The following is a 12,861-nucleotide window of genomic DNA, read 5'->3' on the forward strand; positions in this document are numbered from 1 at the left end:
CGGGGTGGCCAGGTGGCACGAAGTGGGGGGACGGGGCGGGACCAGGGGGCAGGGAGGGACGGGGTGGGAACGCGAGGGCCCGGTACGTGGGGACGTACCGGGCCCTCGCAACTCTTCTCCCCGGCCGCCGCCGAAGCGGGCCGCCCCGGGGGTCAGGCCAGCGCCACGAACACGTGCGCGGCGATCTCCCTGCCCAGCTCCGCCGCGTCCTCGCCGGTGCCCACCCGGACGCCGCCGGGGCCGGTGGCCACCTGCACGGTCGCGCCGGGGCGGATGCCCGCGCGGCGCAGCGTACGCATCAGGTCGCCGTCGGTCTGGATCGGCTCGCCGATCCGGCGGACGACCACGCTGGCCCCGCCGTCACCGGGCTGGAGCGCGTCCAGGGTGACCAGGGCGGCGTCGAAGCCCTCCCCCTCCGCCTTGGTGTCGCCCAGCTCGTCGAGCCCGGGGATCGGGTTGCCGTACGGGGACTGCGTGGGGTGGCCGAGCATGGCGAGCACCTTGCGCTCGACCGTCTCGCTCATCACGTGCTCCCAGCGACAGGCCTCCTCGTGCACCTGCTCCCACTCCAGGCCGATCACGTCGACCAGCAGGCACTCGGCGATGCGGTGCTTGCGCATCACCCGCACGGCGAGCCGGCGGCCCTCCTCGGTGAGTTCGAGGTGCCGGTCGCCGGCGACCTGCAGCAGGCCGTCACGCTCCATCCGGCCGACGGTCTGGCTGACGGTGGGGCCGCTCTGCTCCAGACGCTCGGCGATCCGGGCGCGCATCGGGGTGATGCCTTCTTCCTCCAGCTCCAGAATGGTGCGAAGGTACATCTCGGTCGTGTCGATCAGCCCAGACATCGCCGCTGGCTCCGTTCCTCGGTGTCCTCACCGCCAATTCTGACCTACCGGGATGGCAACCGGATCCAGCCGGTGGTGTTGCCGGGCCCTTTTCGTTCCTGTTGACAGCCGCACGCTCCAGGCACCACGGTGCTCGCCGTAGCTTTCTCCACTGGCGGTCTGGACCACCCGGCCGCCCCAGCGGCCGGGCGCCCCGACCCGGCAGAGAGCGCAGGCCCCGATGAGTGACCTGGTCGGACAGTACTTCGACGCCGCGATCGGCCACCTGCAGCGGGTCCGGGCCGAGGAGGCCGGGAACATCGAGCGCGCCGCGGAACTGCTCGCGGACGCCCTCGCCGGCGGGCAGCGGGTCTTCACCTACGGCGCCGGACATTCTTCACTGGCTGCCCAGGATGTGGTCTACCGGGCGGGCGGACTCGTCCCGGTGAACCTGCTGGACGTCCCCGGGATGGCCGGCGTCACGGTGCGCCCGGCCCCGCTCGCCAGCGCCCTGGAGCGGGTCTCCGGCCTGGCCACCACCACCCTGGACCACACCCCGGCCCGGGCCGGCGACCTGCTGTTCGTCATCTCGCTCTCCGGCCGCCAGGTGATGCCGGTCGAGCTGGCCGCGCACGCCCGCTCCCGGGGCATCCGGGTGATCGGCCTGACCTCGCTGGCCTACCCGGCGGAGGTGAGCTCCCAGCACCCCTCCGGCACGTACCTGAAGGACCACTGCGACGTGGTGCTGGACAACAAGATCGCGGTCGGCGACGGCGAGCTCACCCACCCCGGTGCGGCGACCACCTTCGGGCCGGTCTCCACCATCGTCACCAGCGCGCTGATGCAGGCCGTGGTCGCGTCGGCGGTCGGCCGGCTGGCGGAGCGGGGCATCGAGCCGCCGCTGTTCCGTTCCGGCAACGTCGACGGCGGGACGGAGTGGAACGCCAAGCTGATGGCGGACAACGCGGACCGGATCTTCTACACCTTCTGAGCGACCCGCCGGTGGCCGGGCGCCCGGGCCGGTCTGAGACAACCTTCGGGGCTTCTTGGCCATACCGGCCCGGAGGCAGGCGTACCGGTCGGCGGGCCGGGGCAGGACAGCCCTGCGACCTGGGCGACGGGTGGGGGCCGAGCATGGCGACGGGGGCGGGTTCGATGGGGCGGGTCCGGGAGGACGAGCTGCTGCCCGAGCTGTTCTGGGCCGCCGACTCCGCCTCCCAGCAGGGGCAGCGGCGCTCGGTGGCGCTGTCCCGCTGGGAGCTGATCCTGCTCGTCGTGGCCGCCGCCACCGGCTCCGCCGACGGCCCGGTGTGGGCCTGGCCGGCGGCGGCCGCGTACCTGGGCGCGATCTGCTTCGCGGTGATCTCCGGCCGGCAGAACCCGCAGGGCCTCTGGTACGAGGGCCGGGCCGCCGCCGAATCGGTCAAGACGCTCGCCTGGAAGTTCGCCGTCCGGGCCGACGCCTACCAGCCGCCGCCCACCACCCTGCCGGACGCCGAGGGCCTCTACCGCTTCCAGCTGGCCCGGGTGCTGCAGGCCTTCCGGGACAGCCGCGCGGTGCGCGGCGGGGCCACCGCCGAGGTCACCGAGGCGATGCGGGGCCTGCGCGAGCAACCGCTGAGCGTACGCCGCGAGGTGTACCTGCAGGAGCGGGTGAAGGTCCAGCACGACTGGTACGCCACCAAGGCCCGCCGCTGCGCCCGGGCCGGCTTCTGGACGGGCGTGCTGGGCATCGTGCTGCCGGCGCTCGGCCTGGTCCTCGCCGTGCTGCGGGCGCTGGGCGGCTTCGACTACGACGCGCTGGGCACCGTCTCGGCGGTCGCGGCCTCGGTCGCGGCCTGGGCCCAGCTGCGGCAGTACCGGCCGCTGGCCGCCGCGTACGCGCTGGCCGCCGACGAACTGGAACTGATCCGGCGCCAGCTGACCCAGCTGGACGTGCGCTCGCCGGACGCCGAGGAGCTCTGGGCCCGGCTGGCCCGGGACGCGGAGGACGCGGTCTCCCGCGAGCACACCACCTGGCAGGCCCGCCGGGAGGTGCGCGGCCACGAGCACTGAGCACCGCCCCGCACCGCCCCGCACGGGCCGGCCCCGGCCCGCACCGGACGGGCGAACCCCATGACCCCGACAACGGGAGGATCCGCGTGGCTTCACGCGTGGTGAAGGCGGCGGACGGCCGCGCACTGGCGGTCGAGACCTACGGCGACCCGCGAGGGCGCCCGGTGTTCCTGCTGCACGGCACCCCCGGCAGCCGGTTCGGACCGGCGCCGCGCAGCACCGTGCTGTACCGCCTCGGCGTGCGACTGATCGCCTTCGACCGGCCCGGCTACGGCGACTCCGACCGGCTGCCCGGCCGGCCGGTCGCGGCGGCGGCCGTGGACGTGCGGACGATCGCGGACGAGTTCGGGCTGGCCGAGTTCGCCGTGCTCGGCCGCTCCGGCGGCGGCCCGCACGCGCTGGCCTGCGCCGCGCTGCTGCCCGGCCGGGTGCGCCGGGCCGCCGCACTGGTCAGCCTGGCTCCCCGGGCCGCCTCCGGCCTCGACTGGTACGCGGGCATGACGGCGTCCAACGTGCACGCCTACCAGGAGGCCGAGCGCGGGCACCACCGGATCGCCGACAGCATGGAGTTCAGGTCCCGCCAGATCAAGGACGACCCGATCCGGCTGCTCAAGGGACTGGCGCCGGAACTGCCCGCCACCGACCGGATCGTGGTCGCCGACGCGGGGATCCGCCGGATGCTGCAGAGCAACTTCCGCGAGGCGTTCCGGCACAACGCGGACGGCTGGATCGACGACGTGCTGGCGTTCACCGCCGACTGGGGGTTCAAGGTCGGCGACATCGCCGTACCCACCTGGCTCTGGCACGGCGCGGACGACCAGTTCTCGCCGGTCGAGCACTCCCGCTGGCTGGCCGACCGGATCCCCGACGCCACCCTGATCCTGGAGCCGGGCGCCGCGCACTTCGGCGCGCTGCGGGTGATGACGGCCGCGATGAAGTGGGCGGCCGGCTGAGTGGCCGCCCCTGGCCGGGCGGCCGCCGGACGGAACGCGCGGCCGCCACGGGTGCCTACGGCAGCACGTCGTAGGTGTAGACCGCCGAGATGTCGAGCACGGACCCCGGCGTCGCGGAGGCCCCGAGCGGGGAGACGATCGCGTCGCCGATCCGCTCGCCCTCGTAGACGGCCGCCGGGAGGTCCATGCCGGGTGCGTAGATCCGGCCGAAGCGGTTCATCCAGCCCTCCCAGATCCGGTCCACGTTGCAGTGGTGCAGGAAGAACACCGGGTCGTTGGGGGAGGTGCCGGGTGCCATGTCGCCGCTGATCCAGACATGGACCTGGTTGTGCATGTGGACCGGCCGGGCCGGGTCCTTCGGGATCCAGCCTTCGAGCAGGTTGCGGAAGCCTTCCGAGGAGGCGTTGAAGGCCAGGGTGTCGTACCGGTCGACCGGGTCGGCACCGGCCGGCGGCGTGTGGGCCAGGGCGTTCTTGACCTCCGCGCCGGTCGGAAGCGTGGGCCAGTCCTGGGCGAAGGCCCGGACCAGACCGCGTACGGGGTCGGCCTGGACGGGCATCCCGCCGGGGTCGCTCTCGATCCGGACGGCGAAGGTCGCCGGGTCCCCGGGATGGAAGGCGAACCTCCCGTCCGCGACCGGGTCGCCGTCCCCACCCAGGTAGTCCTCGGTGAACACCAGGGCGTCGGTGGGCGATCCCAGGTCGCCGTCGGCAGACCAGTCCCAGTAGGGGAGGGCGAAGTCGGGTTTGCCCAGGATGTTCTGGATCTTCGTCTCCAGCAGACCGAGCATCACCCGGTGCCAGGGCAGGAAGATGGGGCCGCGGTGGGCGGCGTTGCGGATCCGCGGGTTCCCCCCGGGCGGGATCGGGGTCATCATCGTCCAGCAGTGCCAGATCACGAACTGGTCGTAGGTGTGGACCGGGGCGGGGGTCCCGGGGACGCCGAGCTGCTCGGTGGTGAACGCGGTCGGCTCCTGCTTGAGGGCGAGGACGCCCTCGACGAAGTCGTCCCGCGCGGCCGCGTCGGTGAGGATGTTCCTCCGGACGACAGACATCTCAGTGGTCCTTCCGGAAGTGTCGCGGGAACTTGCGGACCAGCTCCCGGACGGTGTCCAGCGCCGAGCGGAACTGGTAGGCGGGCAGGCCGTGGCAGGACAGCATCCCGTCGTCGTCCACGTCGAGCCCGGCCGCCAGCGGACGGCCGTCCACGGTGACCTCGTAGCTGGTGACGATCTTGATCTGATGGCCCTCGAACTCCGCCGTGCGCACGGAGGTCGAGTGGCCGGCGTGATGGTCCATACCCATGTGGCCGGGCGGGGGCGCCAGGCTCGCGAGGTATCTCCCGAACGTCTCCGGGTCGGCGGCGGCGGTCAGGTCTGCCGAAGTGATGGTCGGATCCATGTCTGCATCCCGGGAAGGTCGCGGCTGCGGCGCGCCGCCGGACTGCGGACGCCGTCCACCTCCCACCATCCCGCCGACGGCCCCGCCCCGCAGCCGGAGCGGCCCGCCGGCCACGCAGCGCGACGAACAGGCCGTCCGGAGCAGCGCAGTTGGACGCACGGTGACCGGTGGGCGGCCCGTCGCCCGACGGGGTGGCGGGACTCGCGCGGGTGCGTCAGGGGTCGCTGCGGTTCGGCGTCACCGCGGCTCCGGGCCCACCTGCGGGTGACCCGGCGTCAGCGCGTCAGGACCGGCGTCAGGGGCGCCCCGCCCGCCAGCACCGCGAGGACGTTGTCCACGGCCAGGCCGCCCATCGCCTGCCGGGTGCGGACGGTCGCGCTGCCGAGGTGCGGCGCCAGGACGGCCCGCTCCTGCGCCAGCAGCTCCGCCGGCACGGCCGGCTCGTGCTCGAAGTTGTCGACCGCGGCGGCCGACAGCGCGCCGGACTCCAGGGCGGCCGCCAGCGCCCGCTCGTCGACCACACCGGCCGTCATGCTGACCACCACCGCGCCGGCCGGCAGCAGGGCGAGGCGTCGGGCGTCCAGCAGGTGGCGGGTGCCGGCCGACAGCGGGCAGGTGACCACCAGGACGGCGGACCCGGCCAGCAGTTCGTCCAGCGGCAGCCAGCGGGAGCCACCCTCGGACTCCGCCGGGAGCCGGGTGCGGTTGTGGTAGCTGACGGGCATGTCGAAGGCGGCGGCCCGGCGGGCCACCGCCTGCCCGATCCGGCCCATCCCGAGGATGCCCAGCGGGGCGCCGGCCAGCTCCATGCCGAGCAGGAAGGTCGGCGCCCAGGCCCAGGGCTGCCCCGAGCGCAGCAGCCGCTCGCCCTCGCCGAGCCGCCGGGTGGCGGCCAGCAGCAGGGCCCAGGCCATGTCGGCGGTGGCCGCGGTGAGCACGCCGGGGGTGTTGCTGACCGGCACGCCGCGCGCGGCGCAGGCGGCCAGGTCGATGTTGTGGGTGCCCACCGCGTGGTTGGCGACGATCCGCAGCGACGGCCCGGCCGCGTCCAGGAACTCGTCGTCCACCACGTCGTCCAGGGTGGTGATCACGGCTGCCCGGCCGTGCACGGCCGTCAGCAGCGCGGCCCGCTCCATCGGCCGGACGTCGTCGTGCAGGGTGACGCCGCAGGACGGCGCGAGCCGCTCGGTCACCCCCGGGGCGAGCCGGCGGGTGACCAGGACGGGAGGCAGGTGCGTGTCGCTCATCAGGCCCGCAGCGTACCCCGCGGCGGGCCTGACGGGCGGGGCGCACCCGGCTCGTGGCGGCTCAGACGGGCTGCGGTTCGAGGTCGCGGTTGATCCGCTTCCAGCCCCGGGCGGAGACCGTGTTGGGGTGCTCCTCGCCGAGCTGGCGGATCAGTTCGGCGACCGCCCGGGCCCGCAGTTCGGCGGCCTGGGTGTGCCGGCCGGCGCCGCGCAGGGTGACCGCGAGGTTGGCCTCGCAGGCGACGGCGTCGGGGTGGCGGGAGCTGTAGCGGTTGCAGAGCCCGGTGTGGGCGGCGCGCTCCAGCGCCTCGGCCTGGTCGTACTGGCCGTCGTCGCCGTAGGCGTTGGCCAGGTTGATCATCGCGCTGAGGGTGAACGGGTGCTCGCCGCCGACCGTCCGGTGCAGCGCCTCGACGGTGTCCCGGCCGCGGGCGATCGCCGCCTGGACGTCGCCGCTGCCTCGAAGGTAGATGCCCAGGTTGTTGGCGCAGGCGAGGGTGAAGGGGTGCTCGGCGCCGAACAGCCGCCGGTGGCCGTCGTAGACGGTGACGGCGAGGTCGCGGGCGGCCTCCTTGTCGCCGGACGCGCTGTAGTCGGCGGCCAGGTTGAGGGCGCAGGCCAGCGCGTCGGGAGCGTCGGCCCCGTAGCGCTCCAGGTAGCGCTCGTACGTCTCCTTGGTGATCCGGCGGGCCTCGGCCAGGTTGCCGGCCTTGCGCAGCGAGACGGCGAGCGACTTGGCGTTGCGCAGGTTCTCCGGCAGGTCGGGTTCGAGGACGTCCATGAGGTCGTTCATGACCTCGCGGGCGAGTTCCGCCGAGCCCTTGTAGTCCCCGAGTTCGCGCAGGTCGCGGGCGAGCGCGGACTTGGTGGAGAGGGTGTAGGGGTGCTTGGGGCCGAGGACCGAGGTGCGGCGGTCCAGGGTCTCCTGGTCGAGGTCGCGGGCGGCCTCGCTGTCGCCGACCAGCCGGTAGTCGATCGCCAGGTTGTTCGCCATCGAGAGCGTGCGCGGGTGCTCGTCGCCGAACAACTCCCGGAACTGCTCCAGGATTTCGCGGTCCATGTCGAGCGCGGACTGGAACAGCCCGAGGGCTCGGCGGTCCGCCCCGAGCGAGCCGGCCGTCATCAGCGTGTACGGGTGGTGCTCCCCGAGCAGCCGCCGCTGGCGGGCCAGCGTGGACTCGTCCAGCGCCAGCGCTTCGGCGTACGACCCCTGGGAGCGGAGCACGTTGGCGAGCTGGAAGCGCAGCAGCAGGGTCTGCCGGTCGTCCTCGCCGAGCTTGCCGGTCCAGGCCTCGTCCAGGGCGTGGCCGAGGTCGCGGGCGCGCTCCAGCTCACCGCGCTTCCAGAGGTAACGGACCCGGTCGATGAGCAGCTGCCGGGTGTCCGGCTCGTCGCAGTTGTGCGCCTTGGAGGGCGTGAGGTGCGGCCAGATCTCGTCGAACGCGGGCCAGTTGGCCGGGTCGTCGGTGTCTCCGAGGACGGGCCGGGCGCCGGTCAGGATGCGGTGCACCTCGTGCACCGCGATCTCCTGGTCGTCCGGGGACATCTCGGAGCGGATCACCGCCTGGACGAGCCGGTGCACCTGGAAGCTGTTGCTGCCGGCGTCGACCTTGGCCAGCGCGTACCGCCCGATCGCCTGGATGACCTTGCCCAGCATGAACTTGTCGTTGAGGTCCTCGTCGTACTTCACCAGCGCGCGGATCATCTGGTCGCTGTAGAAGAGGTTCATCGAGATCGGCTCCGGCGCGAAGAACGCGCAGAGCTGCAACAGCCGTACCGCCGCCGGGGACTGCACCCGCAGCCGGGCGATCGACACGTTCCAGGTCGCGCCGACCGGCGTCGGGTAGTCGGTCGGCCGGGCCACCGCCAGGGCGCGGGCGGCCTCCGCCTGCAGCTGGGAGACGTAGGTGTCGACGGGCGTGCCGGTGGTGTCCAGCCAGGCGGCCGCGACCTCGACCGCGAGCGGCAGGTCGCCGACTGCGTCCGCGACCCGGTCGGCGTCGGTCCGGGACAGCCCGCGGGCCCGGCGGCAGAGGTGCTCGATGCTCTCGCCGCGGGTGAAGACGTCCACCTCCAGCGCCTCGGCGTGGCCGGACCAGGCCTGGTTGCGGGAGGTGACCAGGATGTGGCCGGAGCCGCCGGGGAAGAACCGGCGGATCTCGGACGGCTCGTCCGCGTTGTCGAAGATCAGCAGCCAGCGCGAGGTCGGGGTGCCGCGCCGGAGCGCCTCGCGGGCCGCCTCGGCCGCCTCGGTGACCGAGTCGCCGACCCGCAGGCCCAGCCGGCGGGCCAGTTCGGCCAGCGCCGGGGCGACCAGTTCGGTCTGCTCGGCGTCGATCCACCAGACCAGGTCGTAGTCGGACATGAAGCGGTGCGCGTACTCCAGCGCCACCTGGGTCTTGCCGACACCGCCGAGGCCGTACAGGGTCTGCGGGGTGGGCAGTACCGCGGCCATCCCGCCGCGCAGCTGGTTGCGCAGCTGCTCCAGCACGGTGGCCCGGCCGGTGAAGGAGGGGTTGCGCGGCGGGACGTCCCAGACCTGCGGCTTGCTGCCGGGGAACCGCGGGCCGGTGCCGGAGGCCTCCTCCAGCGGGATCTCGCCGCGGCCGAGCGCCCGCAGCAGGGTCTGCACGGACTGCGCCTCGTCGCGGCCGACCAGGTCGACCGGGTTGCGGTTGCTGAACGGCGCGGTGAGGCGCACGTCGCCGACCCGGACCGGCACCAGCTGGCGCCGGGTGCCGGAGGGGTCGGAGCTGACCACGGACTCCCAGAGCGCCCGGGCCTGCGGCGAGCGCAGGTAGGCGGGCGAGAGCACGGCGACGGTGCGGTACGCCGCGTCGATGCCCCGCTCGGTCTCGTGCCGGGGGTCCGAGCCGGCGCTCAAGTCCCGTGGCAGGACCCGGAACCCGGCCCGGCTGAGGACCGACTCGATCCAGTCGGCCCACATCCGGTCCTCGGGCACGTAGGACAGGTAGAGGTCGGCGGGCACGGACGGACGGCGCCGGGTGAAGGCGTCCACGTACCGCAGCCGGACCTCCTCGTCGACCGGCGGCAGCGAGCTGGCCCGGCCCTCGGTGAGCATGCCGGTGAGCCGCTCGCAGGCGGCCAGCATCGAGGTGGGGCTGCCGCCCTGGTCGCCGAAGGTGGCGAGGATCTCCTCGTACGCGTAGAACGGCCGGTACGGGATCTCCACCGAGCCCCAGTAGTGGGCGAGTTCGTCGCCGCCGAGGCCGGCGGGCAGGCCGTCGAAGCGGATCCGGGCCAGCGCCCGGCCGGCGTCCGCCTTCTCCTTCTCGCCCTCGTCGATGCGCATCGGCACCGGCAGGATCCGGATGCCGCGGTCGCGGTAGCGGTCATGGATGTGCTGGGCGATCCGGGAGGCGCCGTCGATCGACTGGTCGCTGAGGGTGAAGCAGACCACCAGGTCGTCGGGCATCTGCACGGTGCAGATCTCGGCGATGTCCGACAGGCCCGTCCGGCTGTCGATCAGGACGTAGTCGTAGCGCTTGCGCATGTCGGCGCGGAGCGCGTCGAAGAACTGCCCGCCGTCGAACCGGTCGTAGAAGATGTCCCAGTCCAGGCGGCCGACCGCCTCCGAGTAGTCCCGGTTGAACTGCCCGGCCGAGAGGAAGTCGAGGCTGCCGCCGCTGGGGAACAGCGGCCACGCCAGCGAGAGGGCGTGCGGGTGCACCCGGGCGAAGTCGAGATGCCAGTCGGGGGCGTGCTCGACCGGCCGCAGGGCCTCCTCCCGGTACTCGGCGATCAGGTCCATCATGCCGGTGGTGCCGGCCAGCACCGCCTGGTCGATGAACGGGTGGAAGAACTTGGCGAGGCCCGGCGCCTCCAGGTCCCAGTCGACGGTGAGCACCCGGAAACCGTTGGCGGCCAGGATCCAGGCGGTGTTGGCGAGCGCCATCGTCCGGCCGGTGCCGCCCTTGTACGAGTAGAAGGTGACGATCCGGCCGTTGCGGTCCTCCTCCGCCTGCGGCCTGGGCGCTGCCTCACGGCCCGCCACCCGGAGGTTCCTGGTCCGGCTCTCGCTCATGCGTATCCTCCCCCGGGCTCGGCCCCGTCGTGCGGGCTGTCGCCTTCGGCGCTGGCTGGGTGGTCGTCGTCCGTCTGCGGCGGTACGAGGCCCGCCGCTTCGCGTCCGCGCCCGCCGCGGAACGCGTCACGCAGGCTGGGCCGGGGCGTGGCGGTGTCGCCCGCCCCCGTTCTGGTCCGGTCCTCGAAGGCGTACTTGGCCTTCATCGCCGCCCTGGGCAGGGCGTCGTCGAAGTCCTCCAGGCTGGCGAGCCCGGTCGGCCCGGCGGCCAGGCCCTGGAAGCTGGGGCGGGCCACCCGGTGGGTGAGCCGCAGGGCCTGGTCGCTGAGTTCGCCCATCGGGCCCTCGTGCTCGACACAGTCGGGGTCGTCCTGGTTCCACGGCTCCAGCACGCCGACCCAGCCGGTGTTGCTGCGGTCGAACCGGCGGACCAGCTCCCGGCGGTGCTCGTCCCGCAGCGCCCAGCGGTCGAGCAGCAGCAGGCCGGGGGCGCTGGGCTGCCCGCCGCCGGTCAGCTCCTCGACCTCCTCGTCGAACTCGTGCACGCTCGGCTGGAACCCCAACTGCTTCGCCAGCCGCACCGCGTGCTCGGCCAGCGGCCGCTCGGCGGCCGGCCGGTACGGGTGCCAGTCGGTGCGCCGGGCGCCGTAGTAGTCGGCGTTGCGGCCCGGCGGCAGCTCCGCCCGGTGGTACGAGAGCACCGAGATCCGCAGCTGCTTGGTGGGCGCCACCACGTTGAACGCGCTCGGCTGGGCCTGGAAGTCGAGCTTGCGCCCGACCGGGATCACGGTGTCCTCGGCGACCTCGACGATCCGCCGGGCCAGCCGGTGCACGGCCAGCTCGTAGGCCGACCGGAAGTAGCTGAGCTTCATCAGCGCGTACAGGCCCTCGGCCGCGTAGTCGGGCCCGAAACTGGCGTGGTTGAACTGGAGTTGGCTGGCCACCTCGGGCAGCTTGTACTGGCCCATCGCCACCCAGAGCACCGGGACGACGCCGCTGGTCCGCTCCGAGTCGCGGTTGGCGGGGTAGACCGGCCGCTGGGTGAACGAGTGCCACTCCTGCCCGCAGGCGAGACTGCTGAAGTAGCGCGGCGAGTACAGCGGCACGAACACCCGGCAGGCGGCCAGCTCCTGCGAGAGCCGGTCGGCCCACAGCTCGCCCTGGTGCATGCTCTCGTCCATGAACCCGACCGGGGCCCCGGCCGGCAGCGCGGTGAGCTGCAGCACCGCCTCGCACAGGTCACGGTAGAGCTGGCGGACCCAGTGGTTCGGGTCCCCGGCGCCGCGCGCGCCGGCCTTCGGCGTATGGGCGTAGCTGAGGAAGAAGTAAGGACGGGACGCGTCCTCGTCCCAGCCCCCAGGGTCGTACACACGCGCCTCCCCCTGGCCCGTCCACCACCGGTCCCCACACGCACGGGGGCTTCAGTGTAAGAACGACTTGCACTCCAATGGAATAGCGCAACGGGGTTGATCGCTCGTCATGTCCCGGACGATCGCAGGCGTACGGGCCTTGCGGGGGACCGTCCCGGCCGTGCGGACGGCCCGCCCACCGGCGGCTTTCACTCCTCCGCGGGCAGTCCGCGGCCGCGGCGCAGACTGCGCACCGCGAGTTCCACCGACTCGCGGATCGGCACCAGTCGGCAGTGCGCCCGACCCACCACCGCCTCCTTGATCCCCCGCGCCTCGCGCAGGACGTCCTTGCCCAGCTCGGCGAAGTGCAGGTCGTCCAGGAAGGGCGCGTCGAAGTGGACCCACCGGCTGCCGTCGCCGTCCTTCACCACGCACCCGTAGTGGCGCGTCGGCAGGTCCGGCATCCGCAGGTCCGCCAGGTGGAAGACGGTGAACCGGTCCAGCGGCACCCCGATGGTGAGCGCCCGGGCCCCGATCTCGAACAGCCGCCCGAGCGGCGACTCGCGGCCGAGGTGGCAGGCGAGCTCGTGCACCTCCGTGATCTCCTTCGCCCGCTCGCCGACGGCCGCGAAGGAGGTCTGCGGGTGATTGCTGCGCAGGGCCTCCGGGCGGCGGCGAACCTCCTCGGAGAGCCTGCCCATGGTCGGCGAACTGCGGGTGGTCGCCGGATCGAACGGGGGCATTTTGGCGCGCCATTCGGCGATCCGCTCGGCGGACCAGCCCGCTGTCAGGGTGGCGGCCAACCGGGAGGTGGAGGAGTTCTCCGGGGTCGCGGTGTAGGCGACCAAGGTGCCCAGCTCCGGCCCGCCGAGCGCGTCCAGCAGGGCGTCGACGACCGTGGCGGCGCCGCCCTCGACCGGCCCGAGACTGCGCAACGAGGCCTGGACCAGCAGCACTTCGCCCGGGCGCACACCGAGGTCGGTGAAGT

The 12,861-nt window shown here is 73.5% G+C and carries 10 protein-coding genes; 3 read left to right on the plus strand and 7 right to left on the minus strand.

What is annotated here, in order from left to right:
* Positions 1-152: 152 nt before the first annotated feature.
* Positions 153-845: a metal-dependent transcriptional regulator gene (locus OG689_RS18470; protein WP_266321726.1), complete on the minus strand. Its 693-nt coding sequence runs from the start codon at positions 843-845 to the stop codon at positions 153-155.
* Positions 846-1,065: 220 nt separating this feature from the next.
* Here OG689_RS18470 and OG689_RS18475 point away from each other — a divergent pair, with 220 nt between their 5' ends.
* The 3 genes from OG689_RS18475 (at position 1,066) to OG689_RS18485 (ending at position 3,832) form a co-directional block, all read left to right on the plus strand.
* Positions 1,066-1,815 carry an SIS domain-containing protein gene (locus OG689_RS18475; RefSeq protein ID WP_266321728.1) on the plus strand — a complete coding sequence of 250 codons (750 nt, stop codon included), beginning with the start codon at positions 1,066-1,068 and terminating at the stop codon, positions 1,813-1,815.
* 143 nt (positions 1,816-1,958) lie between these two features.
* Positions 1,959-2,879 (plus strand): DUF4231 domain-containing protein, encoded by a 921-nt coding sequence (locus tag OG689_RS18480; protein ID WP_266321730.1) that lies wholly within the window; start codon positions 1,959-1,961, stop codon positions 2,877-2,879.
* A gap of 86 nt (positions 2,880-2,965) precedes the next feature.
* On the plus strand, positions 2,966-3,832 hold the full coding sequence (locus OG689_RS18485; protein ID WP_266321731.1) for an alpha/beta fold hydrolase: 867 nt from the start codon (positions 2,966-2,968) through the stop codon (positions 3,830-3,832).
* 55 nt (positions 3,833-3,887) lie between these two features.
* Here the strand turns inward: OG689_RS18485 and OG689_RS18490 are convergent, their stop codons facing one another.
* From OG689_RS18490 to OG689_RS18515, 6 genes are all read right to left on the minus strand, one after another.
* Entirely contained in the window at positions 3,888-4,886 is a 999-nt protein-coding gene (locus OG689_RS18490) for a tyrosinase family protein (RefSeq protein WP_266321733.1), read from the minus strand.
* A gap of 1 nt (position 4,887) precedes the next feature.
* Positions 4,888-5,232, minus strand: a complete 345-nt coding sequence (locus OG689_RS18495; protein ID WP_266321735.1) for a hypothetical protein — start codon at positions 5,230-5,232, stop codon at positions 4,888-4,890.
* A 275-nt stretch (positions 5,233-5,507) separates the two neighbouring features.
* Positions 5,508-6,479 carry a D-glycerate dehydrogenase gene (locus tag OG689_RS18500; RefSeq protein WP_266321736.1) on the minus strand — a complete coding sequence of 324 codons (972 nt, stop codon included), beginning with the start codon at positions 6,477-6,479 and terminating at the stop codon, positions 5,508-5,510.
* A 61-nt stretch (positions 6,480-6,540) separates the two neighbouring features.
* On the minus strand, positions 6,541-10,395 hold the full coding sequence (fxsT, locus tag OG689_RS18505; protein ID WP_323189383.1) for an FxSxx-COOH system tetratricopeptide repeat protein: 3,855 nt from the start codon (positions 10,393-10,395) through the stop codon (positions 6,541-6,543).
* A gap of 125 nt (positions 10,396-10,520) precedes the next feature.
* Complete coding sequence (locus OG689_RS18510) at positions 10,521-11,894, minus strand: TIR-like protein FxsC (RefSeq protein WP_266321738.1); 1,374 nt, start codon at positions 11,892-11,894, stop codon at positions 10,521-10,523.
* Between the two features lie 188 nt (positions 11,895-12,082).
* Positions 12,083-12,844: an AAC(3) family N-acetyltransferase gene (locus tag OG689_RS18515; RefSeq protein ID WP_266321739.1), complete on the minus strand. Its 762-nt coding sequence runs from the start codon at positions 12,842-12,844 to the stop codon at positions 12,083-12,085.
* Positions 12,845-12,861 lie beyond the last annotated feature (17 nt).

It is taken from the genome of Kitasatospora sp. NBC_00240 (assembly GCF_026342405.1).
In the GTDB taxonomy this organism is placed as follows: domain Bacteria; phylum Actinomycetota; class Actinomycetes; order Streptomycetales; family Streptomycetaceae; genus Kitasatospora.

Bases quoted from the DNA above. Each gene is read 5' to 3' on its own strand.
- OG689_RS18500 (WP_266321736.1), bottom strand. From the start codon at position 6,479: ATGAGCGACACGCACCTGCCTCCCGTCCTGGTCACCCGCCGGCTCGCC.
- OG689_RS18495 (WP_266321735.1), bottom strand. From the start codon at position 5,232: ATGGATCCGACCATCACTTCGGCAGACCTGACCGCCGCCGCCGACCCG.
- OG689_RS18475 (WP_266321728.1), top strand. From the start codon at position 1,066: ATGAGTGACCTGGTCGGACAGTACTTCGACGCCGCGATCGGCCACCTG.
- OG689_RS18490 (WP_266321733.1), bottom strand. From the start codon at position 4,886: ATGTCTGTCGTCCGGAGGAACATCCTCACCGACGCGGCCGCGCGGGAC.
- fxsT (WP_323189383.1), bottom strand. From the start codon at position 10,395: ATGGCGCTCGCCAACACCGCCTGGATCCTGGCCGCCAACGGTTTCCGG.
- OG689_RS18470 (WP_266321726.1), bottom strand. From the start codon at position 845: ATGTCTGGGCTGATCGACACGACCGAGATGTACCTTCGCACCATTCTG.
- OG689_RS18480 (WP_266321730.1), top strand. From the start codon at position 1,959: ATGGCGACGGGGGCGGGTTCGATGGGGCGGGTCCGGGAGGACGAGCTG.